Origin of the sequence: Stenotrophomonas sp. BIGb0135, assembly GCF_024810105.1 — a bacterium.
Taxonomy (GTDB): domain Bacteria; phylum Pseudomonadota; class Gammaproteobacteria; order Xanthomonadales; family Xanthomonadaceae; genus Stenotrophomonas; species Stenotrophomonas maltophilia_AB.
This window is the reverse complement of sequence record NZ_JANUDX010000010.1, coordinates 18,527-42,548: the sequence shown is the minus strand read 5'-3', so window position 1 is coordinate 42,548 and position 24,022 is coordinate 18,527. Positions and strand designations below refer to the sequence as shown.

Genomic DNA, 24,022 nt, shown 5'->3' with positions numbered 1-24,022 from the left:
GCATTACCGGGTCGCTGCCACCACACGCGTGGTGGCACGCCCGCGCCAACGCCGTCAGCGCTTCGGCGGCGGGGTGTCCTTGGCCGGATTGGCCTTGAGCCAGTCCTGGCGCTGCTCGGGCGTCATCTTCGACCAGCGCTCGCGCAGCTCGTCGCGCTGGGCCGGGGTCAGCCCGCGCATCTGCGAGAACAGCGCACGCGCCTGTTCGCGCTGTTCCGGGCTCATGTTCTCGAAGCGGTGCCGACCGCGCCGGGCCAGCTCGCGCTGTTCGGGGGTCATGCTCTGCCAGCGCTGGCCGTGCTGGAGCATGCGCTCGCGCTGCGGGGGCGGAGCATCGTTCCAGCGGTCGCGCACGGGCGCGATCAGCGCCTCGCGCTGCTGCGGGGTGAGGCGCTCCCAGTCGGGCAGGGGCGCACTCTGTGCCCAGCCGGCCGTGCTTGCCGACAGCAGGGCCAGCGCCAGGATCAGTCGCGGTGTCATGTTCACTCCATTGCCAGGTCGGTCGTGCCCAGCCACACGTACAGGTCGGGATTCTCGTCCAGCACGTCGCTGCTGTCATCCACCGTGGGGGCGGCCGTGGGCGCAGCCGGCGTGGTCGGCGGGTTGACGGTGAAACTGTAGCCCAGGGCCAGGGCGGCCACGGCCGAGCAGGCGGTGGCCATCCACCAGCCGTGCGCCCGCGTATGTCGCGGCGCGGCAGCGCTGCGTGCGCTGCGCAGGCGGGCCAGCGTCGCCGGTGAGAGCTGCTGCAGGGCCTGTGCATGCAGCGCGCGCAGGGCGGTGTCATCGTGGATGGGCGGGGTGACGGGGCGGCTCACAGTTCGATCTCCAGGTGCTGCTGCAGCGCTTGTCGGGCGCGCGAAAGATGGGTTTTGACCGCGCCCTCGCTGCAGCCCATGGCCTTGGCGGTGGTGGCGCCGTCCAGCTGCTGCAGTACCCGCAGGGTGAAAGCTTCGCGCTGGCGCGCCGGCAGTTCGCGCAGCGCCTGTACCAGTTGCGCGTACTGCTCGCGCTGCTCGTGCGCTTGCGCCGGGCCGGGCGCGGAATCGGCCCAGTCGATGTCATGGTCGCCGCCTTCCTCGTCGCTGCTGCGCCAGAAGCGCAGGCGGAAGCCGCGTCGGCGCTGCAGGTCGACCACGCGCCGGCGCAGGATGCTCCAGAACAACGGCGCCCACTCGGCGGCCGGCTTGTCCTGGTAGGACAGCATGCGCAGCATGGCGTCCTGCACCGCGTCCAGCGCATCGTCGCGTTGGCGCAGGCCGGCCTCGGCGAAGCGGAAGGCGCGCGGGCCGATCCCGGCCAGGAACGCGTCCAGCGACACCGGCAACGCGGCGTCGGCCTGGTCGGGCAGTGTCTGCAAGGTAGGGCTCACCAGCACAGGGTAGCGCTCGCGCAGGGGGATACGGTGAGAACGCCCCGGCGGCCGATCGGTTGACCGGCCTGCAGAACGGTTCAGCGCATGGTTATGATGGGGGGACGGGATCACCGCCTGGGAGAGTGACTGCAATGAGCGACGGGTTCGTGGCGTTGTACATCTTCATGCTGGCTGCGATCGCCGGCCACGTGATCATTTCACGGGTGCCGGTGATCCTGCATACCCCCCTGATGTCCGGCTCCAACTTCATCCACGGCATCGTGCTGATCGGGGCGATGGTGGTGCTGGGGCACGCGCAGACCCCGCTGGAGAAGATCATCGGCTTCATCGCCGTGGTGCTCGGCGCGGGCAACGCGGCGGGCGGCTACGTGGTGACCGAGCGCATGCTGGACATGTTCAAGCCCAGCGCCAGGCGCGACGCCGGGGAGAAGTCGCCTTGAACGTGAGCACCGCGCAACTGCTGCAGTGGCTGGTGCAGGTGAGCTATCTGGTGGCCGCCACCCTGTTCCTGCTCGGCCTGCAGCGCATGGCCTCGCCGATGACCGCGCGCAGCGGCATCCGCTGGGCCGGGCTGGGCATGCTGATCGCCACGGTGGCCACGTTCTTCCTGCCCGAACTGCACAACATCCCGCTGATCCTGGCGGCGGTGGCGATCGGCACCGGCGTGGCGTGGTGGTCGGCCAAGCGCGTGGCGATCACCGACATGCCGCAGATGGTGGCCCTGTACAACGGCATGGGCGGCGGCTCGGCGGCGGCGATCGGTGCGGTCGAGCTGCTGCGCTTCTCGTTCCTGGCCAACCGCGATACCACCCATTGGAGCGAACAGGCGCTGGCCGACCTGGCCGCACGCCAGCCGTCGGCCACCGTGTTGGCCTTGGCGGTGATCGGCTCGGCGATCGGCGCGGTCTCGCTGTCCGGCTCGATCATCGCCTGGGCCAAGCTGGATGGTCGCCTGGACCGCCGCGTCACCTTCCCGGGGCAACAGGCATTCAATCTGCTGGTCGCACTGGCGATGGTGGTGCTGGGGGTCTGGGCGGCGGTCACCCTGAGCCCGGTGGCGATCATCAGCTTCTTCGTGGTGGCGCTGGCGCTGGGCGTGCTGATGACGCTGCCGATCGGCGGCGCCGACATGCCGGTAGTGATCTCGCTGTACAACGCGTTCACCGGCCTGGCGGTGGCCTTCGAAGGCTACGTGCTGGGCAACGAGGCCTTGATCATCGCCGGCATGATGGTCGGCGCGGCCGGCATCCTGCTGACCCGGTTGATGGCCAAGGCGATGAACCGGCCGATCAGCGGCGTGCTGTTCTCCAACTTCGGCGGCGGCGGCGTGGCGCAGGAAATCAGCGGCGCGCAGAAGCCGATCGAGGCCAGCGACGTGGCCGCGATGCTGGCCTTCGCCGAGCGCGTGGTCATCGTGCCCGGCTACGGCATGGCGGTGGCCCAGGCCCAGCACAAGGTGTGGGAGCTGGCCCAGCGCCTGCTCGACCGCGGCATCAAGGTGAAGTTCGCCATCCACCCGGTCGCCGGGCGCATGCCCGGGCACATGAACGTGCTGCTCGCCGAGGCCGGCGTGCCCTACGACCTGATCGCCGACATGGACGACATCAACCCGGAGTTCCCCAACACCGACGTGGTGCTGGTGATCGGCGCCAACGACGTGGTCAACCCGGTCGCACGCACCGACCCGGCCAGCCCGATCTACGGCATGCCGATCCTGGACGTGGTCAACGCCCGCAACGTGGTGGTGATCAAGCGCGGCAAGGGCACCGGTTTTGCCGGCATCGAGAATGCGCTGTTCTACGCCGACAACGCGCGCATGTTTTACGGCGATGGTGCCGGCGCGGCCAGCGCGCTGGTCAGTGAGCTGAAGGCGCTCGACGGCGGTCATTGAGGTCGCCGCAGGACGGGCACTACCGACTACGTCTCCGACGCGTCGCCCTCTGGGTCAGGGGGCGACGCCGAAGGTGCGGGGGGCTGGAGGGGCGAGGCCGCGGGGGGTATCCCTGTGCGAGGCACACCGAAGGATGGGGGGCGCCAACGCGCAAGCGCTACCGCGCCAGCCACCCGCCCACGACCAGGGCCACCAGCACCCACAGCGCCTCGGCGACCCCGTTGGCCAGCCCGAACAGGGTCCAGGCCATGAACGGGCCCATCCGCAACGCTGAATCCCACGGCGCCAGGCCCATCGAGCCGCCGACGTAGGCCGACGCGATGCCCCAGTTGGCCGCCACCACCACCAGCAGGGTGCCGACCAGGGTCACCGCAACCCGCGCCGAGCCGGCAGGGAAGCGGCTCAGGCGCAGCATGAACACGATCTCCAGGGCCGCCAGGACCGCCATCCAGCCGGTCTGGCGGCCACTGAGGAGGGCAATGAACACCCAGGCCAAGGTGGCCGTGGCAACGCCAATCAGCAACATCGGGGGCCAGAGCCAGTGATGGCCGCGGGCAGGCACGGAGGTGGGCGTCATGCAATCTTCCTGTGAGAGGCCACAGGATACCGACTTGCGCGGTGACCGGCGCGTTGGCGGCCACTGGGCTAAAATGGTCGCCTTGCGGGAATTGGCCGCGACCCCCATATCGATCCACATGTACTCCCGTAGCAGTGAACCCGTCCACTTCGAACGCGACTGCGAGGCCGTCATGGTCCCGCAGGGCGAAACGGTCACGCTGCCCGCCGGCAGCTATGGCTACATCACCCAGGCCCTGGGTGGGAGCTATACCGTGTTCGTCGAAGGCAATCTGTTCCGCATCGCCGGCAAGGACGGCGACGCCATCGGCAAGGAACCGCCGCCGGCGCTGGAACTGCCCGACAACGCCTCCGATGAAGAAGTCGAAAAGCTGGTGTGGCAGCAGCTGCGCACCTGTTTCGATCCCGAGATCCCGGTCAACGTGGTCGAGCTGGGCCTGGTCTACGAGGTGGAGATCAAGCACCTGGATGCGGGCCAGCGCGAGATCGACGTGAAGATGACCCTGACCGCACCCGGCTGCGGCATGGGCGAAATCCTGGTCGACGACGTGCGCAGCAAGCTGGAAATGATCCCGACGGTGGCCGAGGCCGACGTCGAGCTGGTGTTCGACCCGCCGTGGAACCAGCACATGATGTCCGAAGCGGCCCGGCTCGAGACCGGCATGCTGTAATGGCCGGCTGCGGCACGCCGCCGCGGCCAGCGTTCCCCGTAACCAGAACAGGAAATATCCGGTGTCCCAGTCTTCCGTGAGCTTCAACACCACCCGTTCCGCCACGCCGCGCAGCAGCGAGGAGCGCGAGCGCATCCTGGCCGCGCCGGGCTTTGGGCTGCACTTCACCGACCACATGGTGGAAGTGCGCTGGGACAAGGACACCGGCTGGCACAACGCGACTGTGCGCCCGTACGGCCCGCTGCAGCTGGACCCGGCCGCCGCGGTGCTGCATTACGGCCAGGAAATCTTCGAAGGCATCAAGGCCTATCGCCACGCCGACGGCTCGATCTGGACCTTCCGCCCGGACGCCAACGGCCGTCGCCTGCAGCGTTCGGCGCAGCGCCTGGCGCTGCCGGAGCTGCCGGTGGACATCTTCGTCGAATCGCTCAAGCAGTTGATCGCCGTGGACGCCAGCTGGGTGCCGTCGGCCGACGAATCCAGCCTGTACTTCCGTCCGTTCATGATCGGCGATGAAGCCTTCCTCGGCGTGCGCGGCGCGCACAAGGCCGGCTACTACGTGATCGCCAGCCCGGCGGGCCCGTACTTCGCCAAGGGCGTGGCCCCGGTGTCGATCTGGCTGTCCACCGAGTACGCGCGTGCGGCCAAGGGCGGCACCGGCGCGGCCAAGTGCGGTGGCAACTATGCCGCCTCGCTGCTGCCGCAGCAGAAGGCGCAGGCGCAGGGCTGCTCGCAGGTGCTGTTCCTGGACCCGGTCGAGGGCAAGTACCTGGAAGAACTGGGCGGCATGAATGTGTTCCTGGTCTACAAGGACGGCACCCTGGTGACCCCGGCGCTGTCGGGCAGCATCCTGGAGGGCATCACCCGCGAGAGCATCCTGCAGCTGGCCCGCGACCGGGGCATGAAGGTCGAGGAGCGCAAGGTCACCATCGATGAGTGGAAGCAGGGCGTGGCCTCCGGCGACATCGCCGAAGTGTTCGCCTGCGGTACCGCCGCGGTGGTCACCCCGATCGGCCAGCTCAAGGGCGAGGGGTTCTCGGTGGGCGACCTCAATGCGCCGGCCGGCGAGGTAACGATGTCGCTGCGCAAGGAACTGACCGACATCCAGTACGGCCGCCTGCCGGACCGGCATGGCTGGTTGGTGCGCCTGGACGCGTAAGCGCGCCCGCGCCTCCGCGCCGCAGCAACGCAGAAACCCGCCTGGGGACAGGCGGGTTTTTTCATGCACGTCGGTCTGACGGTGGTGATGTCCAGCGGTGGCAACACCGTGAAGCCCCCGACGCGCAAGGGCTGTCCGGGAATTGACGGCAAAGACAGCCGAAAAAGACTTCGGATGACGCGGGTTGACCGGTTCGGAAACGCGAAGTTCCTTCACTTTCACAAACCTTCGACACGAGAAGTCTCAGATCCGACATTTCATGTCGCTGAAGTGCGGCTGAAACATTGTTGATCGCGCATCAAGCCACTAGCGTCGGCAGGGTCGGTTGATTTCAGGGGAACCGATCCACCCACCGGCTCCGATCCGCGCCATCGCCATCAACAGCCCCCGGATCGGGACTGGACATTCAGCCGCGTTCGCGGCATCCACTGTCTGAAAGGGAAATCCGATGTCTCATGATTCGCAACCCCGTTTGCGTCAACGTGCATTGGTTGTACTGGGCGCGTCCGTACTCTCGACCCTGCTGTTGGCCGCCCCGGCGTTTGCCGGCGATGTGCAGCTGAGCGGCCTGTCGTCGGCCCCGACGCACGAGCGCTTCATCGTCAAGTACAAGGACGGCGCCAGTCTGGTCGCCACGCCGACCGCGTTGGCCAGCTCGCTGAAGGCTGCTGCGGCGGCGGTGCCGGCTGCGCAGGGTCGCGCGCTGGGCCTGCAGAAGCTGCGCCAACTGGCCATCGGCCCGACCGTGGTCAAGGCGGACCGTCCGCTGGATGCCGCCGAAGCGGAGCTGCTGATGCGTCGCCTGGCCGCCGACCCGAACGTGGAATACGTTGAAGTCGATCAGCTGATGCACGCCACGCTGGTGCCCAACGACACGCGGTTGTCCGAGCAGTGGGGTTTCGGCACCAGCAATGCCTCGATCAATGTGCGTCCGGCCTGGGACAAGGCGACCGGTACCGGCGTGGTCCTGGCGGTGATCGATACCGGCATCACCAACCACCCCGATCTGAACGCCAACATCCTGCCCGGCTACGATTTCATCAGTGACGCGGCGATGGCGCGCGACGGCGGCGGCCGCGACAACAACCCCAACGATGAAGGCGACTGGTACGCCGCCAACGAGTGCGGTTCGGGCATCCCGGCCTCCAACTCGAGCTGGCACGGTACCCACGTGGCCGGCACCATCGCGGCGGTAACCAACAACAGCACCGGCGTGGCCGGTACCGCCTTCAATGCCAAGGTCGTGCCGGTGCGCGTGCTCGGCAAGTGCGGCGGCTACACCTCCGATATCGCCGATGCGATCGTGTGGGCCTCCGGCGGCACCGTCAGCGGCGTGCCGGCCAATGCAAACCCGGCCGAAGTGATCAACATGTCACTCGGCGGCACTGGCACCTGCTCGACCACGTACCAGAATGCGATCAACGGCGCGGTCTCGCGTGGCACCACCGTGGTGGTGGCCGCCGGCAACAGCAACGCCAATGTGTCCACGTCGGTGCCGGCCAACTGCGCCAACGTGATCGCGGTCGCCGCGACCACCTCGGCCGGTGCGCGCGCCAGCTTCTCCAACTACGGCGCGGGCATCGATATCTCGGCACCGGGCCAGGCGATCCTGTCCACCCTCAACAGCGGCACCACGGTGCCGGGCACGGCGTCCTACGCGTCCTACAACGGCACCTCGATGGCGGCGCCGCACGTGGCCGGCGTGGTCGCGCTGGTGCAGTCGGTGGCACCGACCGCGCTGACCCCGGCGGCGGTGGAAACGCTGCTCAAGAACACCGCACGGGCCTTGCCGGGCGCATGCAGCGGCGGTTGCGGTGCGGGCATCGTGGACGCGGATGCGGCGGTCACGGCGGCGCTGGGCGGGACCAACCCGAACCCGGGCACGGGCACTGTGCTGCAGAACAACGTGCCGGTCACCGGGCTGGGCGCGGCCAGCGGGGCGTCGCTGTCCTACACGGTCACGGTGCCGTCGGGCAGTTCGCAGCTGAAGGTGAGCATCGCCGGCGGCAGCGGTGATGCCGATCTGTACCTGCGCTCGGGCAGTGCCCCGACCGACAGCGCCTACAACTGCCGCCCGTACCTGAGCGGCAACAACGAGACCTGCACGATCACTTCACCGGCGGCCGGTACCTGGTACGTGCGGGTGAAGGGCTATTCGACCTTCTCCGGGGTCACCCTGACCGCGCAGTACTGAGCCCAGATCCCTCTCCAATGGGCACGCCCCGGTTTCGGCCGGGGCGTTTTTTTTTGGGATGGTTTTTTTTAGAAGCTAAAAGCCGAAGCCGAAGCCGAAGCCGAAGCCGAAGCAGGATCAACGGCCGCGAGTTCGTGCCTGGTCTGGCTTGGGCAGGTACGGGTGGGTTGGCGGGACACGCCGCAAGTACGTCCGTGTAGGCTCGCATGCGCCATCCATGGCGCATGACGGTCCCGCCAACCCACCCGTACCCACCCTTTGACAGGGTGCTGGTGCGCAGTGAAAGAGCGGAAGCGGAAGCGGGAAGCGGGAGCGGGAAGCGGGAAGACGAAAGCGGCGGCGCCGGCGTTGTTTTGCCCGCATTGCTTCCACGGCTACCAGCCAACTGTCGAGGGTGGGGGTGTGTGAGGTTGCGGGACCGTCGTGCGCCATGGAGGGCGCACGCGAGCCTCCACGGACGGATCTACGGCGTGTCCCGCACTCTCACACACCCCCGCCCAGCCCAGGACGCTCGAGGCGTGCGGCTTTTAGAAGCCGCAGCCGATCAGGCTTCTTCAAACCGGTTGGCGGCCACGTTCTTGCGCACGTGTTCGGGATTCCAGATGCGGCCGTTCATGGCGATGTACACGCCGCTGGCCAGCGACTGCACCGCGCCGATCGCGCAGCCGATGTTGAACTCCGCGTCCGAGCCGCGGAAACGCGCCGGGCTCAGTGCGCCGGTCATCACGATCGTTTTGTCGGCGATCGACTTCAGTACCTGCCCGGTCTGCACCATCGAATCGGTGCCGTGGGTGACGAGTACGTGGCGGGTGGGCTGCGCGGCGATGGTCGCGCGGATCAGTTCGCGGTCGTCGTCGGTGATGTGCAGCGAGTCCTTGCGCAGGATCGGGATGACGTTGAAACGGAAGGTCACGCCCAGCTCGCGCAGGATCATCCCGATCTGCGGATCGCCGATCTGGTAGTCCGACTTGTCGTCGAAGTAGATCTTGTCGATCGTGCCACCGGTGGTGATGATCAGTAGTTCTTCCATTGCGGGCATCCTGGATAGCGGTCAGAACCGCGCGGGCAACCCGCGCCGGGATGCAGATGATACGGCCGCTGGCGCCGCCCCGCAGCCGTAGCGACGCGTCGGTTCAGCGCTTGCCGAAGCGGCGGCGCAGGCCCGGCGTGCTCGCCACCCCGATCACCGCCAGGGCCAACAGCAGCTCGGCCCACGCCCAGCCGGCGGTTTCCGGGTGGCTCCAGGCACTCATCACCCCGTGGCTGAACCAGAACAGCGCCAGCACCCCGGCCCAGAAGGCCGCCTTGCCGCGCCGCAGCCACACGCCCAGGGCAAGCAGCAGCGGCGGCAGCGTGAACACCAGTTGCGTGGCCAGCCAGTGCCTGTCGTGGGCGAACCACAGCGCATACACCGCGGCCAGCGCGATCAGCAGCAGGGCCAGTGCCGCATCCTGGGCGCGACCCTTCATGCCAGCCGCCGCGCGATGTCGGCCACACGCCGGCCCAATGCGCGCGCCAGGATCGCCTCGTCCTCGCTCGGCACCGGGTTGTCGTCGGCACCGGCCACATGGCTGGCGCCGTACGGGGTGCCCCCGGTGGTGGTGTGGCTCAGGGCCGGCTCGGTGAAGGGAATGCCCACGATCAGGCAGCCGTGGTGCAGCAGCGGCACCTGCATCGACAGCAGGGTCGATTCCTGCCCCCCGTGCAGCGATGCGGTGGAGGTGAAGACCGCCGCCGGCTTGCCGGCCAGGGTGCCATTGACCCATTCGGCGCCCAGCCCGTCCAGGAAATGCTTGACCGGCGCGGCCATGTTGCCGAAGCGGGTCGGGCTGCCCAGGATCAGGCCGTCGCATTCGGCAAGATCGCCGATCTCCACGTAGGGGGCGCCGTCCTCGGGCACGGGCGGGCGGGCAGTCTGCGTCACCGCCGCCACCGGCGGCACCGTACGCAAGCGCGCGCTCATGCCCGGCACCTCGCCGATGCCGCGCGCGATCTGGCGGGCCAGCCGGGCCACCGATCCGCCACGGCTGTAGTACAGCACCAGGATTTCCGCCATCGCGCCTTCATCTCATCATCGGGACCAGTGGCCAGTATGGCGATGCGATGCGGTCCCGCACACCCCTCTTCAGGTACCCTTGCGCCGATGGAACCCCTCGACACCGTCAATCTCTGGATGGAGCGCGTGCGCGACCGCGCCCGTGCCGCCAGCTTCGGTCGCTTCCTGTGGCGGCGCTTCCTCGACGACCGCCTGTTCCAGGCGGCCGCCTCGCTGGCCTACACCACCGTGTTCGCGCTGGTGCCGCTGGCCATCGTGGTGTTCGGCGTGCTGTCGGCCTTCCCGGTGTTCGACCGCTGGAGCGACCAGCTCAGCGACTACGTGTTCTCCAACTTCGTGCCCAATGCCGCGCGCGCAGCGGAGGGCTACCTGCGGCAGTTCTCGGCCAGCGCCGGCCAGCTCACCGCCGCCGGTTTCATCGCGCTGGTGGTCTCGCTGTTGATCACCCTCAACAGCGTGGAGCAGACCTTCAACCAGATCTGGCGGGTCAGTTCGGCGCGGCCCACGCTGACCCGCTTCCTGGTCTACTGGACCGTACTGACCCTGGGCGCCATGCTGGCGGCCGCCTCGCTGGCCGTATCGGCGCGGGTGTTCGCGCTGCCGCTGTTCGGTACCAGCGAAGGCCGCTGGCTGGCCAATTTCTCGCTGACCGTGGCGCCGTTCCTGATCGAGTTCGTGTGCATCATGCTGGTCTACCGGGTGGTGCCGCACCACGTGGTGAAGTGGCGCCATGCCATTCCCGGCGCGATCCTGGCCGCGGTCATGCTGGAACTGGTGAAGTGGGGCATGGGCGCCTACCTGGGCAGCTTCCAGTCCTACCAGAAGCTGTACGGCACGGTCGCCTTCGTGCCGATCCTGCTGCTGTGGATCTACCTGTGCTGGGTATCGGTGTTGCTGGGGGCCTCGCTGGCGTCCTCGATCGCCGCCTTCCGCTACCAGCCGGCCGATCTGCGCCTGCCCACCGGCTACGAGATCTACGGCCTGCTGCGCCTGATCGGGCGTTTCCAGCAGGCGCGCCGCGACGGGCGCAGTCTGGACGATGACGAGATCCTGCGCCTGGAGCCGATGCTGACCGACTCGCTGCTGCAGACCATGCTCTGCGACCTCGAAGCGATCCGCGTGGTACGCCGCGACGAACGCGGCGAGTGGCTGCTGGCGCGCGACCTGGACAAGCTCACCCTGGCCGACCTCTACGAAACCACGCAGATGCGCATCCCGATCCGCGAGGCCTACCTGCCGTACCGCGACGACAGCCTCGGCCAGGCCTCGGTGCTGGCGCTGGACGCCCTGCGGCTACCGCTGCGCGAACTGCTCAAGCGTCGCGTCAGCGACATCTACACCCTTCCCGGAGACACACCATGACCGCCAAGCCGCTGCTGCTGGCCGTGGGCCTGCTGGCCCTGGCCGCCTGCAACAAGCCCGCCACTCCTCCCCAGGCGGCTGCGCCGGCACCTGCCGCGGCCCCGGCAGTCGTCGCCGCGCCCCAGGCCCCGGCGGCGGCTGACGCCGCACCGACCGACCGCAAGACCGTCGAACGCCCGACCCTGACGCTGCCGGCGCTGGATGGCAGCACCTACGACCTGGCCGCGCATCGCGGCAAGTGGGTGGTGGTCAACTTCTGGGCGACCTGGTGCGCGCCGTGCCGCAAGGAAATGCCGGAACTGTCGGCCCTGCATGCGATGCGCAGCGAGATCGAGGTGGTCGGCCTGGCCTACGAGGACATCGAACCGGCCGAGATGAAGGCTTTCCTCGACAAGCGCCCGGTGACCTATCCGATCGTGATCGTGGACACCTACAACCCGCCGGAGGACTTCGCCATCCCGCGCGGGCTGCCGCTGACCTACCTGATCGCACCGGACGGCAAGGTCGCCAAGGAATTCCTCGGCCCGGTCACCGCGCACGACATCGAAACCCGGATCGCGCAGGGCGGCTGACGCCGCCCCGGGGTCATTCGGCCAGCGGATACGGCTCGATCGGTTTCAACGCATCGAAGTGTTCCTTGTGCAGCTTGCCCTTCAACGGCGGCAGCGCCAGCTCCGGTTCGTCCACGCGGGTGTCGGGCAGGCGATCGAGCAGGTTGCGGATCAGTCCCAGCCGACCGCGCTTCTGGTCGTTGAAATCCACCAGCGTCCACGGCGCTTCGTCGCGGTGGGTGGCGCGCAGCATCGCCTCGCGCGCCTCGGTGTAGGCGCTGTACTTGCTGCGTGATTTCAGGTCCACCGGGGACAGCTTCCAGCCCTTGAGCGGGTCGACGTGGCGCTCGGCGAAGCGCTTTTCCTGTTGTGCCTGGTCCACGCTGAGCCAGTACTTGAACAGCAGGATGCCGTCATCGATCAGCAGCTTCTCGAACACCGGGGCCTGCGCCAGGAACGCGTGGTACTCGTTCTCGCTGCAGTACCCCATCACGTGTTCGACGCCGGCGCGGTTGTACCAGCTGCGGTCCATCAGCACGATCTCGCCGGCAGCCGGCAGGTGCGCCACGTAGCGCTGGAAATACCACTGGGTGCTCTCGCGGTCGGTCGGCTTGGGCAGCGCCACCACCCTGCACTGGCGCGGGTTGAGGTGTTCGGCGATGGCCTGGATGGCACCGCCCTTGCCGGCGGTGTCGCGGCCTTCGAACAGCACCAGCACGCGCTGGCCGGTGTGCTGGGCCCAGCGCGCCATGGCGATGAGTTCCAGCTGCATCGGCTCCAGCAGGGCCTGGTACTCCTTGCGTTTGAGCTTGCCCATCGGCGTGCCTCGGTCGTTCACGGGAAAGCCCGAGCCTAGCGCAGCGGTGGGTCAGGGCGTGTGTGCGCCCTGCCAGCCACGTTCGCGCGCCATCGCCTCGACCGCGTCGGTGAGGTCGCTGGCAAAGCCGGCCATGTCGAACAGCCCGCTGTCCACCCGGCGCTGGGCCAGTTCCGCGCGCAGTGCCCGCAGCGCCGGCGGGTCGTTGCCGAGTGCGATGGCGGTGGCGACGAACGACGCGTCATCGGCAACGTTCAACCGTGCCAGGCCGAGGTGATGGTTGAGGCTGCCGGCGACGCGCGAGGCAAAGGTCGCCCCCGGGCAGGTCAGCACCGGGCAGCCGGCCCACACCGCATCCGATGCAGTGGTGTGGGCGTTGTAGGGGTGGGTGTCCAGGAACAGGTCGGCATGCTGGTAGCGCGCGAGGTACGCCGGGTGCGGCGCCTTGGGCATGAACACCAGCCGTGCCGGATCCAGCCGGGCCTGGCGCGCCGCACCGCGCAGGCGCCCATCGGCGTTGCCCGGGCCGGACAGCAACCACAGCACGCTGCCGGGCACGCCGTGCAGCACCGCGAACAGGCGCTGCACGCTGCGTGGATTGAGCTTGTAACTGTTGTTGAAGCAGCACAGCACCACGCCGCTGGCCGGCAGCCCGCAGGCCTCGCGCGAGGCCGGCGGTTGCAGCACGCGGGTGGTGTCCGAGGGCTGGAACGCACGCGGCAGCCGGCGCACGGTCTCGCTGAAGCCGGCCTCCAGCGCGGGTGGCAGGACGAACGCGTCCGCCAGCACGTGGTCCATCCATGCCGCGCCGGAGGTGCCGGGATAGGCCAGCCAGTTCACCTGCACCGGCGCCGGGCGCATCGCCAGCACCTGCGGGGTGCCGCCGCCGCCCCAGCCGCGCAGGTCGAACAGCACATCGATGCCGGCGGCGCGGATGCCCTCGGCGATGCGCTGGTGCGGTTGCGCGCTGACGTCATGCCATTGGGTGGCGGCCGCGTGCAGGCGGCTGCGGATGTCGCTGCCATCATCGCCATTGAGGGCGAACAGGTGCAGGTCCAGCGTGCCCAGCGCGCGCAGCTGCTCGAACAACGCCACGGTCAGCAGCCCGGTCGGATGGGCGCCGAAGCCGTTGGACAGGAAGCCCACGCGCAGGCGGCCCTGGGGGCGCACCGTGGCGGCGGGCAGCGGCCGCACGCCGGCGGCAATGGCGGCCGCGCGTTGCCGCGCGCAGGCCAGCTGTTCGGCCGCGCTGCTGTCTTCGCTGAGGAAGGCGAACGGCTCGACGGCCGCTTGGCCGCGGGCGATGGCCTGCCGCACCTGCGCCGACAGCCGCTCGATATCCCGCCAGTCGCACAGCCGGCGCTGCCAGTTGAGCAGCTGCGCGGTGATGTAGGGCTCGGCCGGCAGCAGCGTGTGCGCGTGGCGATACGCGTCGGCGGCCGCTTCGGGCTGGCCGGCGTCTTCCAGCGCATGGCCCAGCCACAGCGCGATACCCGGATGTTGCGGGGCCAGGTCGGCGGCCTGGCGCAGCGCGGTGGCGGCCTCGGCATGGCGGCCCTGCATCCAGCGCGCGCGGCCCAGCCGGGCCAGCGCTTCGGGGTGCTGCGGGCGCAGTTGCAAGGCGCGCGCGGCGGCCTGCTCGCCGGCCAGCACATCGCCGGCTTCCAGTTCCGCGTCGGCCAGCATCACCCAGGCGATGAAGTCGGCTGGCTGGCGTTGCACCGCCAGTCGCAGCTGCTGCCGATCCGGCTCCATGCTCAGGTGCCTGCCGCCAACTGCGCCAGTTCGTCGGCCTGGTGTTCGTGGATCAGCCGTTCGACCAGGGTGTCCAGCTCGCCGGCGATGATGTTGGGCAGGTCGTACAGGGTGAGGCCCTCCACGCGGTGGTCGGTGATCCGGCCCTGCGGGAAGCTGTAGGTGCGGATGCGCTGGCTGCGGTCGCCACTGCCCACCTGCAGGCGGCGGCTCTCGGCGGTGGCGGCGGCCTGCTTGCCGCGCTCGGCATCCAGCAGCTGCGCCTTCAGGCGCTTCATCGCCTTGTCGCGGTTGGCGTGCTGGCTGCGTTCGGTCTGGCATTCCACCACCACCCCCGACGGCACGTGGGTGATGCGGATGGCCGATTCGGTCTTGTTGACGTGCTGGCCACCGGCGCCGGAGGAGCGGAACGTATCCACCTTCAGGTCGGCCGGGTTGATGACGATTTCATCGACCTCGTCGGCCTCGGGGATGATCGCCACGGTGGCCGCCGAGGTATGGATGCGGCCCTGCGATTCGGTGGCCGGCACGCGCTGCACGCGGTGCGTGCCCGACTCGAACTTCAGCTTGGAATAGGCACCACGGCCGACCACCCGGGCCACGATTTCCTTGTAGCCGCCGTGTTCGCCGGGGCTGTCCGACTCGACCTCCACCTTCCAGCCCTGGCGCTCGGCGTAGCGGGCGTACATGCGGAACAGGTCGCCGGCGAAGATCGCCGCTTCGTCGCCGCCGGTGCCGGCGCGCACTTCCAGGAACAGGTTGCCGTCGTCGCGCGGATCGCGCGGCACCAGCAGCAGGGCCAGCTCCTGGTCCAGGTGCTGCAGTCGCTGCTGGGCGGCGGTGATTTCCTCTTCCGCCAGCTCGCGCAGGTCCGGATCGTTGCGCATCGCTTCGGCGGCGGCCAGGTCGGCCAGCGCACGGGCTTCATCGGCCAGCGCGGTGGCGATCGGCTGCAGCTGCGCGAATTCGCGCGAGAACGCGCGAAAACGGTCGTTGTCGCCGACCACGGCAGGGTCGGCAAGCAGGCGTTCGAGTTCTTCGCGGCGTTCGGCCAGCGCTTCCAGCTTACGGCGCAGGGTCGGCGTCATCAGTCTTCACGGCAGGATGTTGGTAACCCGGCTTGGCCGGGAACAGGCGCTCGGCGGCGCGGGTCAATTCAGTATCGCCGGTCAGCGCGGCCGCGCGCAGCGCGGCGGTAGGCGGGTGCAGCAGCCGGTTGGTCAGGCCATGCGCCAGCAGCTCCAGCACTTCCTCCGGCGATTTGCCGTGGGCCAGTTGCTGCCGGGCCTTGTCCAGCATTTCCACGCGGGTCGCTTCGCCATAGGCGCGCAGCTGCCGCAACGGGGCCTGGTGCGCGCTGGCCTGCAGCGTTTCCACGAAACGGGCCACCTGCAGCTCGATGATCGCTTCGGCCTCGGCGGCGGCCTCGCGGCGGCTGCGGCGGTTGTCCTCGACCGCGCGCTCCAGGTCGTCCACGGTGTACAGGAAGGCGTCCTGCAGCTCGCCGACGCCCGCCTCGATGTCACGCGGCACGGCCAGGTCGAACAGCAGCATCGGCTTGTGCTTGCGGGTCTTCAGCGCAGCCGCGACATGCGCCCGGGCGATGACCGGCTCGCGTGCCGCGGTGGCCGAGAACACCACGTCGGCCTCGCCCAGGTGGCGCTCCAGCTCGGTCAGCGGCAATGCCACGCCGCCATGGCGGCTGGCCAGGTCCTGCGCATGGGCGAGGGTGCGGTTGGCCACCAGCAGGCGGCGCACCTTGCCTTCGCTCAGGTGCCGGGCGGCCAGCTCGATGGTCTCGCCGGCGCCCACCAGCAGCACCGTGGAGTCTTCCAGGCGGGCGAAGGAGTTCTGCGCCAGGCGCACCGCGGTGGAGGCCACCGACACCGGGTTGGCGCCCACCCGGGTATCGGTGCGGGCGCGCTTGGCCACCGAGAAGGTCTGCTGGAACAGCCGGTCCAGGCGTTGACCGAGCAGGCCGTGGTCGCGCGCGGTCGCCCACGCGTCCTTGACCTGGCCCAGGATCTGCGGCTCGCCCAGCACCATGGAATCCAGCCCGGTGGCCACCCGGAACAGGTGGCGCACCGCGTCGGCGTCGGCGTGCTGGTAAAGGTAGCCGTGCAGCCCGCCGGCATGGGACTCCAGCCACTGCGCCAAGGCCTCGCCCGATTCGGCCACCGCGTACAGCTCGGTGCGGTTGCAGGTGGACAGCAGCACCGCCTCGGCTACCTGCGGCGTATCGCGCAACGACGCCAATGCCTGGGGCAGGGCGTCGCCGCCAAAGGAGGCGCGTTCGCGCAGTTCCACTGGCGCGGTCTGGTGATTCAGTCCGAGCACCCACAGGGTCATTGTTCAGTTGCTTGCGATAAGCTGCTGGCCATTCAAGTCGTCATTTTAAGGCCAGAAGCCCCCGATGCCCGCATTGATTCGCATCTCCAGCGTTCTGTTGCTGTCCCTGTCCGCGGCCAGCGCCCTGGCGGCCCCCGCCACGACGCCCGTCGCGCCTGCCCCCGGCAAGGCCAAGGTGGCCGAAACCGCGCCCCTCACCCCGGTGATGGCGGGCGAGTTCGCCCTGCAGGCCGGCAAGCTCGGTGACGCCGCGCGCTGGTACCTGGAGGCAGCCGAGGCCGGCACCGACGATGCCGGGCTGGCCGAGCGCGCCACCCGCATCGCCATGCTGGCCAACGATGACACCCGTGCCGCGCGCGCGCTGGCGCTGTGGGAGAAACGCGCCCCGCGTACGCTGGCCATGCGCAGCGCGGCCGCCGCGCTGGACATGCGCCAGGCCGATGTGAAGGCTGCGCGCACCGAACTGGGCGTGATGCTCAAGGACCCGGACCCGCGCGGCTGGAAGTTCGCCATCGCCGCGCTGATCGGGGGCGGTCGCGATCCCGCCATCCCGGCGCAGGTGCTGGGCGGGCTGGTGGACGACAACGCCATCCCCGACCAACTCGAGGTCTGGCAGGAGCTGGGCCGGCTGGCCATGCGCATGGACCGGCCCGACCTGGCCAAGCGCATGGTCGATGAAGTCGTCAAACGCTTCCCCAATGAGCCGCGCGTGGCGCTGTTGAATGCCAGCCAGCTGGCCCAGGCCGGCAAGGAAGACGAGGCCCGCGCCCTGCTGGTGGGCGTGGAGCCCAAGAGCCGCCAGGACCCGGAACTGCGCAATGCACTGGCCATCGCCTACGACAGCATGGGCGATGCCCGTTCGGCCGCGCGCGTGCTGGCGGTCGGCCCGCAGGACGTGCAGACCTGGGGCATGCGCGCCTCGCTGCTGGCCAAGCAGAAGGACGATGTCGCGCTGCTGGCCCTTTATACCGAACTGTCCAAACAGGCGGCCAAGCCGGACTCGGCCCAGCGCCTGCTGCTCGGCAAGATCGCCGAATACCTCAAGCGCCCGGCCGAGGCGGTGGACTGGTATCACAGCGTGCCCGGCGGCGAGGAGCTGGATGAGGCGCGCCTGCGCGCGGCCAACGCCCAGTACGATGCCGGTCGCCCGGACAAGGCCTTCGCCGAAGTGCATGCGATCCAGTCCGATGCCAGCGTCGACGACGAAGCGCGCCGCGACGCTTACCTGCTGGAGGCCGAGCTGCGCCAGCGCGGTGATGACCTGCCGGGTGAACTGGACGCGCTCGCACGCGGCCTGGCCGCCTACCCGGATGAGAGCGCCCTGCTGTATGCCCGCGCGCTGGCCTGGGAACGGCGCGACGACGTCCCGCGCGCCGAGGCCGACCTGCGCAAGATCCTGGTGACCGAGCCGGAAAACGTGGCCGCCTTGAATGCGCTGGGCTACACCCTGGCCGACCGCACCCAGCGTTACCAGGAAGCCCTGGAACTGATCGATCGCGCCCGCGTCGCCGAGCCGGACAACGCGGCCATCGTCGACAGCTACGGCTGGGTGCTCTACCGGCTGGGCCGCAATGAAGAAGCGCTGGTGCAACTGCGCCGCGCCTGGACCTTGGCCAAGGATGCCGAGATCGCCGCGCATGTCGGCGAAGTCCTGTGGGTGCTGGGACGCAAGGACGAGGCGCGGCGCTTCTTCGACGAGGCACGCAAGCTGGACCCTGACAACCGCGCCCTGCAGCGCGTGATCGAGAAGCACGGCGTATGAAGGTGACCCTGTTCAAGGCCGGCACCGCGCTGGCGATGGCCTTGGCGTTGGCTGGCTGCGTGTCGCTGGACGAGCGCAAGGCACCGGCCGCGCCGGCGGTGGTCAGCACCGTGTCTGCCGCGGCGGAGCGGGCGGAAGCGGCCCGCGTGGCCGCCGTTCGCGCGCAGTCGCAGTGGGCGTTCCAGGGCCGGGTCGCGGTCAACAAGGGCCGCAATGGCGGCAACGGCCGGATCGACTGGCAGCAGCAGGACCGCCAGTACGAGGTCGAGCTGAGCGCGCCGGTAACCCGGCAAAGCTGGAAGCTCACCGGCGACAGCCACCACGAGGGCGGGCGCCTGGAAGGCATGGAGGGCGGCACCCGCGAGGGCGAGGACGCCCAGCAGCTCCTGCTCGAGGCCACCGGCTGGGACATCCCGGTCAACCAGTTGCCCGACTGGGTGCGCGGCCTGGTCGCCGGCGACGCCGCCGCGGCCGCGCGCATCGAGCGCGACGGCGAGGGCCGCCCGCGCCGGGTCGAGCAGATGGGCTGGCAGGTCCAGTACCTGGATTGGTTCCCGGCCGAGGGCGATCGCCCGGTGCTGCCGCGCCGGATCGAGGCGGTCAACGGGGATGCCAAGGTGCGCCTGGTGGTCGACAGCTGGGTGCTGGGCAGCCCATGAGTGGCACGGACCTGAACGCGGGCTGGTCGACATGGCCGGCCCCGGCCAAGCTGAACCTGTTCCTGCACATCACCGGCCGGCGCGCCGACGGTTACCACCAGCTGCAGACCGTGTTCCGGCTGCTGGACTGGGGCGACCGGATCGGCCTGCGGGTGCGGGAGGATGGCGTGATTCACCGCGACGGACCGTCCGTGGCGGGCGTGGACGCGGCCGACGACCTGGCCGTGCGTGCCGCCGTGCTATTGAAAAATGCTGCCAATGTCGCCCAAGGCGCTGACATCCGCGTCGAAAAGGTGATTCCGGCCGGCGGTGGGTTCGGCGGCGGTTCCTCCGACGCCGCGACCGTCCTGGTGGGTCTCAACATGCTGTGGAACGCCGGTCTGGACGTGGATGCGCTGGCGGCATTGGGCCTGCAACTGGGCGCGGACGTGCCGGTGTTCGTACGCGGCCACAACGCCTGGGCCGAAGGCGTGGGCGAGCAGCTCACGGCAATCGCGCTGGCGCCGGCCTGGTTCGTGCTCGCCGATCCGGGCGTGCACGTGCCCACCCCGCGACTTTTTGCAGATCCGGATTTGACGCGAGACGCCCCAGTGGCGAAAATAGCGGACTTCGCTTCCGGGTCTTTGCTCGGGAATGCGTTCGAGCCGGTACTGCGCCGCCGCGAGCCTGCCGTAGAGGTAGTGCTTGCAACGTTGAGCAGGATCGGCCGGGCACGACTCACCGGGTCGGGAAGCGGTTGTTTCGTCGAGTTCGCCACGCGCGCTGCTGCAGAGCAGGGCCTGGCGCGGTTGCCGAAGGAACTGCGGGCATGGGTGGCTGCGGGCGTGGAGCGTTCGCCGTTGCTCGATGTACTCGAGCGTTATTGATTTTGATGCAGGGGCGTCGCCAAGAGGCCCAAGGCACCAGGTTTTGATCCTGGCATTCGGAGGTTCGAATCCTCCCGCCCCTGCCACTAGCGGATGTCAGCCGCGTTCCCATGCGCATGCCTGCGCGGGCACGGCCGATGTCTCGCGGTGTTGTCACCGCAGACACTCCAGGGTGCCGGCGGCCGAGTTCTCCAATCGCTCCCGCCCGAGACCGTCATGATGCAAGATCACCCCAACCTGCTGGTATTTTCCGGCAACGCCAACAAGCGCCTTGCGCAGAGCATCTGCAAGGAACTGGGGGTGCGGCCTGGCAAGGCGTTGGTGTCGCGCTTCTCCGATGGTGAAGTGCAGGTCGAGATCGAAGAAAACGTCCGCAAGCAGGACGTGTTCGTGATCCAGCCGACCTGCGCGCCCAGCGCGGAAAACCTGATGGAGCTGCTGGTGCTGATCGATGCGCTCAAGCGCGCCTCGGTCAACAGCGTCACCGCGGTGGTGCCGTATTTCGGCTACTCGCGCCAGGATCGCCGCATGCGCTCCTCGCGCGTGCCGATCACCGCCAAGGTGGCCGCCAAGATGTTCAGCGCCGTCGGCGCCGACCGGGTACTGACGGTGGATCTGCATGCCGACCAGATCCAGGGCTTCTTCGACATGCCGGTGGACAACGTGTATGCCTCGCCGCTGCTGCTCGCCGATATCTGGCGCGCTTACGGCACCGAGAACCTGATCGTGGTGTCGCCGGACGTGGGTGGCGTGGTGCGTGCGCGTGCGGTGGCCAAGCGGCTGGACGATGCCGACCTGGCGATCATCGACAAGCGCCGGCCGCGCGCGAACGTCTCCACCGTGATGAACATCATCGGTGACGTCGAAGGCAAGACCTGCGTGATGGTCGATGACATCGTCGACACCGCCGGCACCCTGTGTGCGGCTGCCGCAGCGCTGAAGGCGCGCGGCGCCCTCAAGGTGGCCGCGTACTGCACCCACGCCGTGCTCTCGGGCCCGGCGGTGGACAACATCAACAACTCCCAGCTCGACGAGCTGGTGGTGACCGACACCATCCCGCTGCGTGAAGAGGCGCGGGTGTGCAGCAAGATCCGCCAGCTCAGCGTGGCGGAGATGCTGGCCGAGACGATGCGCCGCATCGCCTTCGGCGAGTCGGTCAGCTCGCTGTACGTGGATTGATTTTTTCCGGCCACCGGCAACGGTGACCGGGTCCCGGGTACGTCTGGTCGCGGACGTGCCCTCAATCGCCAAGCCCTCCGGCAAGGCATCAACTGGTAGTAAATACAATGTCCAAGACCCATGAAATCAAGGTCACCGCTCGTGACGTGCAGGGCAAGGGTGCGAGCCGCCGCCTGCGTCACGCCGGCGTGATCCCGGCCGTCGTGTACGGCGGCGAAGCCGCGCCGATCAACATCAACCTGGACCACAACCAGATCTGGCTGGCCCAGCAGAACGAGTGGTTCTACTCGTCCATCCTGGACCTGAACCTGGACGGCCAGGTCACCAAGGTGCTGCTGCGTGACATGCAGCGCCATCCGTTCAAGCAGCTGATCATCCACCTGGATTTCCTGCGCGTGAACGAGAACGAGGCCCTGACCGCCAACGTCCCGCTGCACTTCGTCAACGAAGACACCTCGCCGGCTGGCAAGGCTGCTGACGTCGTGGTCACCCACGAACTGAAGGAAGTGACCGTTTCCTGCCTGCCGAAGGACCTGCCGGAGTCGATCGACGTCGACCTGGGCGAGCTGAAGGCTGGCGACGTGATCTACCTGTCGGACATCAAGCTGCCGAAGGGCGTTGAAATCCCGGCCCTGGCCCAGGGCAAGGACCATGACGACGCGATCGTCACCGCCAAGCACGGCAAGGAAGACGCTGCCGACGAAGCACCGGCTGCCGAGTAAGCGATTGCGGCGCCTGTCCCCCGGGGCAGGCGCCGTTTCTGTATGTGCCGGCACAGGGCCGGTACCGACGAAGAAGAGTGATGACAGGATTGCGATTGATCGTTGGTCTGGGCAACCCCGGACCCGAGCACGCCCAGACCCGGCACAATGCCGGGTTTCGTTTCATTGACGCCCTGGTCGCACAGGCCGGCGCGCGCTGGAGCGTGGACAGCAAGCTGTTCGGTGAGACCGCCAAGGTCGATATCGCCGGGCAGGCGGTGTGGCTGCTCAAGCCCGCCACCTTCATGAATCTCAGTGGCAAGTCGGTCACTGCCGCGCAGCGTTTCTGGAAGATCGAGCCGGAAGAAACCTTGCTGGCGCACGACGAACTGGACCTGCCGCCCGGCGTGGCACGGCTCAAGTTCGACGGCGGCCACGGCGGCCAGAACGGCCTGCGCGACACCATCCGCCTGCTGGGCCATGGCAGGTTCCACCGCCTGCGCATCGGCATCGGCCATCCCGGTCACAAGGACCGCGTGGTGCCGTGGGTGCTGGGCCGCGCGAGCAAGGATGACGATGTGCTGATCGGCCAGGCCATCGACGATGCGATCGACGTGCTGCCACTGGCAGTAGGCGGCGATTACAGTGAGGCGATGAAGCGCCTGCACACCCCGAAATAACCACGGTGTACCGACCCACGGTCGGTACCTACCACCCCCAGAGGCTGTCAAAGATGGGTATCAAATGCGGCATCGTCGGTCTGCCCAACGTCGGCAAATCGACCCTGTTCAACGCGCTGACCAAGGCGGGCATCGCCGCGGCCAACTTCCCGTTCTGCACGATTGAACCGAACGTCGGCATCGTGCCGGTGCCGGATCCGCGCCTGAACGAGCTGGCCGCGATCATCAACCCGCAGAAGGTCATCCCGACCGCGGTGGAGTTCGTCGACATCGCCGGCCTCGTTGCCGGTGCCGCCAGCGGGGAAGGCCTGGGCAACAAGTTCCTGGCCCACATCCGCGAAGTGGATGCGATCACCCACGTGGTGCGCTGCTTCGAGAACGCCGACGTCATCCACGTCAACAACAAGGTCGACCCGATCTCGGATATCGACACCATCGATACCGAGCTGGCCCTGGCCGATCTGGACAGCGTCGAGAAGGCGTTGAACCGCGCCGAACGCGCCGCCAAGGGCGGCGACAAGGAAGCGGCCGCGCGCAAGCCGGTGCTGGCCAAGCTGCAGGCCGCCCTGGCCGACGGCAAGGCCGGCCGCAGTGCCGGCCTGGACGAGGAAGAGAAGGCCCTGGTCCGCGACCTGTTCCTGCTCACCCTCAAGCCGGTGATGTACATCGCCAACGTGCTGGAAGACGGCTTCGAGAACAACCCGCACCTGGACGCGGTGCGCGCCCGCGCCGCCACCGAAGGCGCGCAGGTGGTGCCGGTGTCGGCGGCGATCGAGGAAGAGCTGTCCCAGCTCGACGACGAAGACCGCGACACCTTCCTGGCCGATCTCGGCCTGTCCGAGCCGGGCTTGAACCGCGTGATCTACGCCGCGTACCAGCTGTTGGGCCTGCAGACCTACTTCACCGCGGGCGTGAAGGAAGTCCGTGCCTGGACCGTGCGCAAGGGCGCCACCGCCCCGCAGGCGGCCGCGGTGATCCACACCGACTTCGAGAAGGGCTTCATCCGCGCCGAAACCATCGCGTACGACGACTTCATCAAGTACAAGGGCGAAGCCGGTGCCAAGGAAGCCGGGCGCCTGCGCCTGGAAGGCAAGGAATACCGCGTCCAGGAAGGCGACATCCTGCACTTCCGCTTCAACGTCTGATCGCATCGCCGGTCGATGCCCGCAACGCCCCGCCTTGAGCGGGGCGTTTGCGTTTGTGGCGCGCGATGCCCTGCGCTGGATAAAAAATCACCACTGCGGAAAACGCCCGGCAGGTGGGACTCTGCGCCACTTGTCCACAACAAATGCCCATCGCTCTCCACGCCCCATGTGGAAAACCCCGCCCGGTAGTGCCGACCGTTGGCCGGCAACCACGCGATGCTCCGCCGCAGACGAACTGGACAATAATTGACCAGACGTGGAAACCCTTGCCACG

Annotated in this window: 25 protein-coding genes and 1 tRNA gene; 15 read left to right on the top strand and 11 right to left on the bottom strand. The window is 68.6% G+C overall.

What is annotated here, in order from left to right; translation table 11 throughout:
* Window positions 1–54: 54 nt before the first annotated feature.
* The 3 genes from M2421_RS17290 to M2421_RS17280 are packed head-to-tail and all read right to left on the bottom strand — an operon-like array spanning window position 55 to window position 1,372.
* A complete protein-coding gene (locus M2421_RS17290) occupies window positions 55–480 on the bottom strand; it encodes a DUF3106 domain-containing protein (RefSeq protein ID WP_259209045.1) in 426 nt (141 codons plus the stop codon).
* Window positions 481–482: 2 nt separating this feature from the next.
* Window positions 483–818 carry a hypothetical protein gene (locus M2421_RS17285; protein ID WP_259209043.1) on the bottom strand — a complete coding sequence of 112 codons (336 nt, stop codon included), beginning with the start codon at window positions 816–818 and terminating at the stop codon, window positions 483–485.
* On the bottom strand, window positions 815–1,372 hold the full coding sequence (locus M2421_RS17280; RefSeq protein WP_259209041.1) for an RNA polymerase sigma factor: 558 nt from the start codon (window positions 1,370–1,372) through the stop codon (window positions 815–817). The genes M2421_RS17285 and M2421_RS17280 overlap by 4 nt, the downstream gene beginning before the upstream one ends.
* Before the next feature lie 134 nt (window positions 1,373–1,506).
* On the opposite strand from M2421_RS17280, the gene M2421_RS17275 reads away from it, so the two are divergent.
* Together M2421_RS17275 and M2421_RS17270 are read left to right on the top strand one after the other, a co-directional pair.
* The gene (locus M2421_RS17275; RefSeq protein WP_259209039.1) at window positions 1,507–1,815 is read left to right on the top strand and encodes an NAD(P) transhydrogenase subunit alpha; all 309 of its coding nucleotides are present in this window, start codon (window positions 1,507–1,509) and stop codon (window positions 1,813–1,815) included.
* Window positions 1,812–3,266 (top strand): NAD(P)(+) transhydrogenase (Re/Si-specific) subunit beta, encoded by a 1,455-nt coding sequence (locus M2421_RS17270; protein WP_259209037.1) that lies wholly within the window; start codon window positions 1,812–1,814, stop codon window positions 3,264–3,266. The genes M2421_RS17275 and M2421_RS17270 overlap by 4 nt, the downstream gene beginning before the upstream one ends.
* Before the next feature lie 157 nt (window positions 3,267–3,423).
* Here the strand turns inward: M2421_RS17270 and M2421_RS17265 are convergent, their stop codons facing one another.
* Window positions 3,424–3,843 (bottom strand): hypothetical protein, encoded by a 420-nt coding sequence (locus tag M2421_RS17265; RefSeq protein ID WP_259209035.1) that lies wholly within the window; start codon window positions 3,841–3,843, stop codon window positions 3,424–3,426.
* A gap of 118 nt (window positions 3,844–3,961) precedes the next feature.
* On the opposite strand from M2421_RS17265, the gene sufT reads away from it, so the two are divergent.
* From sufT to M2421_RS17250, 3 genes are all read left to right on the top strand, one after another.
* Complete coding sequence (gene sufT / locus M2421_RS17260) at window positions 3,962–4,513, top strand: putative Fe-S cluster assembly protein SufT (protein ID WP_259209034.1); 552 nt, start codon at window positions 3,962–3,964, stop codon at window positions 4,511–4,513.
* A 61-nt stretch (window positions 4,514–4,574) separates the two neighbouring features.
* The gene (locus M2421_RS17255; RefSeq protein WP_259209032.1) at window positions 4,575–5,672 is read left to right on the top strand and encodes a branched-chain amino acid aminotransferase; all 1,098 of its coding nucleotides are present in this window, start codon (window positions 4,575–4,577) and stop codon (window positions 5,670–5,672) included.
* A gap of 448 nt (window positions 5,673–6,120) precedes the next feature.
* Window positions 6,121–7,866 carry a S8 family peptidase gene (locus tag M2421_RS17250; protein WP_259209031.1) on the top strand — a complete coding sequence of 582 codons (1,746 nt, stop codon included), beginning with the start codon at window positions 6,121–6,123 and terminating at the stop codon, window positions 7,864–7,866.
* A gap of 544 nt (window positions 7,867–8,410) precedes the next feature.
* Here the strand turns inward: M2421_RS17250 and M2421_RS17245 are convergent.
* From M2421_RS17245 to wrbA, 3 genes are all read right to left on the bottom strand, one after another.
* On the bottom strand, window positions 8,411–8,896 hold the full coding sequence (locus M2421_RS17245) for an asparaginase domain-containing protein (protein ID WP_259209029.1): 486 nt from the start codon (window positions 8,894–8,896) through the stop codon (window positions 8,411–8,413).
* Window positions 8,897–8,999: 103 nt separating this feature from the next.
* Entirely contained in the window at window positions 9,000–9,335 is a 336-nt protein-coding gene (locus M2421_RS17240; protein ID WP_259209024.1) for a DUF2069 domain-containing protein, read from the bottom strand.
* Window positions 9,332–9,922 carry an NAD(P)H:quinone oxidoreductase gene (gene wrbA / locus M2421_RS17235; RefSeq protein WP_259209022.1) on the bottom strand — a complete coding sequence of 197 codons (591 nt, stop codon included), beginning with the start codon at window positions 9,920–9,922 and terminating at the stop codon, window positions 9,332–9,334. The genes M2421_RS17240 and wrbA overlap by 4 nt, the downstream gene beginning before the upstream one ends.
* 87 nt (window positions 9,923–10,009) lie before the next feature.
* On the opposite strand from wrbA, the gene M2421_RS17230 reads away from it, so the two are divergent.
* Together M2421_RS17230 and M2421_RS17225 are read left to right on the top strand one after the other, a co-directional pair.
* Window positions 10,010–11,284, top strand: a complete 1,275-nt coding sequence (locus tag M2421_RS17230; protein WP_259209021.1) for a YihY family inner membrane protein — start codon at window positions 10,010–10,012, stop codon at window positions 11,282–11,284.
* A complete protein-coding gene (locus M2421_RS17225; protein ID WP_259209016.1) occupies window positions 11,281–11,856 on the top strand; it encodes a TlpA disulfide reductase family protein in 576 nt (191 codons plus the stop codon). The genes M2421_RS17230 and M2421_RS17225 overlap by 4 nt, the downstream gene beginning before the upstream one ends.
* A 13-nt stretch (window positions 11,857–11,869) precedes the next feature.
* Here the strand turns inward: M2421_RS17225 and ppk2 are convergent, their stop codons facing one another.
* Genes ppk2 through hemA form a run of 4 tightly spaced genes read right to left on the bottom strand, consistent with a single transcriptional unit; the run spans window position 11,870 to window position 16,756 of the window.
* Complete coding sequence (gene ppk2 / locus M2421_RS17220) at window positions 11,870–12,652, bottom strand: polyphosphate kinase 2 (protein ID WP_259209304.1); 783 nt, start codon at window positions 12,650–12,652, stop codon at window positions 11,870–11,872.
* 51 nt (window positions 12,653–12,703) lie between these two features.
* On the bottom strand, window positions 12,704–14,407 hold the full coding sequence (locus tag M2421_RS17215) for a tetratricopeptide repeat protein (RefSeq protein ID WP_259209014.1): 1,704 nt from the start codon (window positions 14,405–14,407) through the stop codon (window positions 12,704–12,706).
* Between the two features lie 2 nt (window positions 14,408–14,409).
* Window positions 14,410–15,495: a peptide chain release factor 1 gene (prfA, locus tag M2421_RS17210; RefSeq protein ID WP_259209013.1), complete on the bottom strand. Its 1,086-nt coding sequence runs from the start codon at window positions 15,493–15,495 to the stop codon at window positions 14,410–14,412.
* Entirely contained in the window at window positions 15,473–16,756 is a 1,284-nt protein-coding gene (gene hemA, locus M2421_RS17205; protein WP_259209011.1) for a glutamyl-tRNA reductase, read from the bottom strand. Before hemA ends, prfA begins: the two co-directional genes overlap by 23 nt.
* Before the next feature lie 64 nt (window positions 16,757–16,820).
* Between hemA and M2421_RS17200 the strand changes: the two genes are divergently transcribed.
* From M2421_RS17200 to ychF, 8 genes are all read left to right on the top strand, one after another.
* Window positions 16,821–18,518 (top strand): tetratricopeptide repeat protein, encoded by a 1,698-nt coding sequence (locus tag M2421_RS17200; RefSeq protein WP_259209009.1) that lies wholly within the window; start codon window positions 16,821–16,823, stop codon window positions 18,516–18,518.
* Window positions 18,515–19,177: a lipoprotein insertase outer membrane protein LolB gene (gene lolB, locus M2421_RS17195; protein WP_259209006.1), complete on the top strand. Its 663-nt coding sequence runs from the start codon at window positions 18,515–18,517 to the stop codon at window positions 19,175–19,177. Before M2421_RS17200 ends, lolB begins: the two co-directional genes overlap by 4 nt.
* On the top strand, window positions 19,174–20,043 hold the full coding sequence (gene ispE / locus M2421_RS17190) for a 4-(cytidine 5'-diphospho)-2-C-methyl-D-erythritol kinase (RefSeq protein ID WP_259209004.1): 870 nt from the start codon (window positions 19,174–19,176) through the stop codon (window positions 20,041–20,043). Before lolB ends, ispE begins: the two co-directional genes overlap by 4 nt.
* A 9-nt stretch (window positions 20,044–20,052) precedes the next feature.
* Window positions 20,053–20,129, top strand: a tRNA-Gln gene (locus M2421_RS17185).
* A 133-nt stretch (window positions 20,130–20,262) separates the two neighbouring features.
* On the top strand, window positions 20,263–21,222 hold the full coding sequence (locus tag M2421_RS17180) for a ribose-phosphate diphosphokinase (protein WP_038692467.1): 960 nt from the start codon (window positions 20,263–20,265) through the stop codon (window positions 21,220–21,222).
* Window positions 21,223–21,329: 107 nt separating this feature from the next.
* Window positions 21,330–21,944 carry a 50S ribosomal protein L25/general stress protein Ctc gene (locus tag M2421_RS17175; RefSeq protein WP_259208999.1) on the top strand — a complete coding sequence of 205 codons (615 nt, stop codon included), beginning with the start codon at window positions 21,330–21,332 and terminating at the stop codon, window positions 21,942–21,944.
* Between the two features lie 80 nt (window positions 21,945–22,024).
* Window positions 22,025–22,603: an aminoacyl-tRNA hydrolase gene (gene pth / locus M2421_RS17170; protein ID WP_259208997.1), complete on the top strand. Its 579-nt coding sequence runs from the start codon at window positions 22,025–22,027 to the stop codon at window positions 22,601–22,603.
* A gap of 53 nt (window positions 22,604–22,656) precedes the next feature.
* Entirely contained in the window at window positions 22,657–23,748 is a 1,092-nt protein-coding gene (gene ychF, locus M2421_RS17165) for a redox-regulated ATPase YchF (RefSeq protein ID WP_259208995.1), read from the top strand.
* Window positions 23,749–24,022 lie beyond the last annotated feature (274 nt).

What these genes read in the sequence shown, in the direction of transcription:
- M2421_RS17175 (WP_259208999.1), top strand. Translation starts at nt 21,330, where the DNA reads ATGTCCAAGACCCATGAAATCAAGGTCACCGCTCGTGACGTGCAGGGC.
- M2421_RS17230 (WP_259209021.1), top strand. Translation starts at nt 10,010, where the DNA reads ATGGAACCCCTCGACACCGTCAATCTCTGGATGGAGCGCGTGCGCGAC.
- hemA (WP_259209011.1), bottom strand. Translation starts at nt 16,756, where the DNA reads ATGACCCTGTGGGTGCTCGGACTGAATCACCAGACCGCGCCAGTGGAA.
- M2421_RS17265 (WP_259209035.1), bottom strand. Translation starts at nt 3,843, where the DNA reads ATGACGCCCACCTCCGTGCCTGCCCGCGGCCATCACTGGCTCTGGCCC.
- lolB (WP_259209006.1), top strand. Translation starts at nt 18,515, where the DNA reads ATGAAGGTGACCCTGTTCAAGGCCGGCACCGCGCTGGCGATGGCCTTG.
- M2421_RS17290 (WP_259209045.1), bottom strand. Translation starts at nt 480, where the DNA reads ATGACACCGCGACTGATCCTGGCGCTGGCCCTGCTGTCGGCAAGCACG.
- M2421_RS17240 (WP_259209024.1), bottom strand. Translation starts at nt 9,335, where the DNA reads ATGAAGGGTCGCGCCCAGGATGCGGCACTGGCCCTGCTGCTGATCGCG.
- ppk2 (WP_259209304.1), bottom strand. Translation starts at nt 12,652, where the DNA reads ATGGGCAAGCTCAAACGCAAGGAGTACCAGGCCCTGCTGGAGCCGATG.
- M2421_RS17245 (WP_259209029.1), bottom strand. Translation starts at nt 8,896, where the DNA reads ATGGAAGAACTACTGATCATCACCACCGGTGGCACGATCGACAAGATC.
- M2421_RS17275 (WP_259209039.1), top strand. Translation starts at nt 1,507, where the DNA reads ATGAGCGACGGGTTCGTGGCGTTGTACATCTTCATGCTGGCTGCGATC.
- ispE (WP_259209004.1), top strand. Translation starts at nt 19,174, where the DNA reads ATGAGTGGCACGGACCTGAACGCGGGCTGGTCGACATGGCCGGCCCCG.
- M2421_RS17200 (WP_259209009.1), top strand. Translation starts at nt 16,821, where the DNA reads ATGCCCGCATTGATTCGCATCTCCAGCGTTCTGTTGCTGTCCCTGTCC.
- M2421_RS17215 (WP_259209014.1), bottom strand. Translation starts at nt 14,407, where the DNA reads ATGGAGCCGGATCGGCAGCAGCTGCGACTGGCGGTGCAACGCCAGCCA.
- pth (WP_259208997.1), top strand. Translation starts at nt 22,025, where the DNA reads ATGACAGGATTGCGATTGATCGTTGGTCTGGGCAACCCCGGACCCGAG.
- M2421_RS17225 (WP_259209016.1), top strand. Translation starts at nt 11,281, where the DNA reads ATGACCGCCAAGCCGCTGCTGCTGGCCGTGGGCCTGCTGGCCCTGGCC.
- ychF (WP_259208995.1), top strand. Translation starts at nt 22,657, where the DNA reads ATGGGTATCAAATGCGGCATCGTCGGTCTGCCCAACGTCGGCAAATCG.
- prfA (WP_259209013.1), bottom strand. Translation starts at nt 15,495, where the DNA reads ATGACGCCGACCCTGCGCCGTAAGCTGGAAGCGCTGGCCGAACGCCGC.
- M2421_RS17180 (WP_038692467.1), top strand. Translation starts at nt 20,263, where the DNA reads ATGCAAGATCACCCCAACCTGCTGGTATTTTCCGGCAACGCCAACAAG.
- sufT (WP_259209034.1), top strand. Translation starts at nt 3,962, where the DNA reads ATGTACTCCCGTAGCAGTGAACCCGTCCACTTCGAACGCGACTGCGAG.
- M2421_RS17250 (WP_259209031.1), top strand. Translation starts at nt 6,121, where the DNA reads ATGTCTCATGATTCGCAACCCCGTTTGCGTCAACGTGCATTGGTTGTA.
- wrbA (WP_259209022.1), bottom strand. Translation starts at nt 9,922, where the DNA reads ATGGCGGAAATCCTGGTGCTGTACTACAGCCGTGGCGGATCGGTGGCC.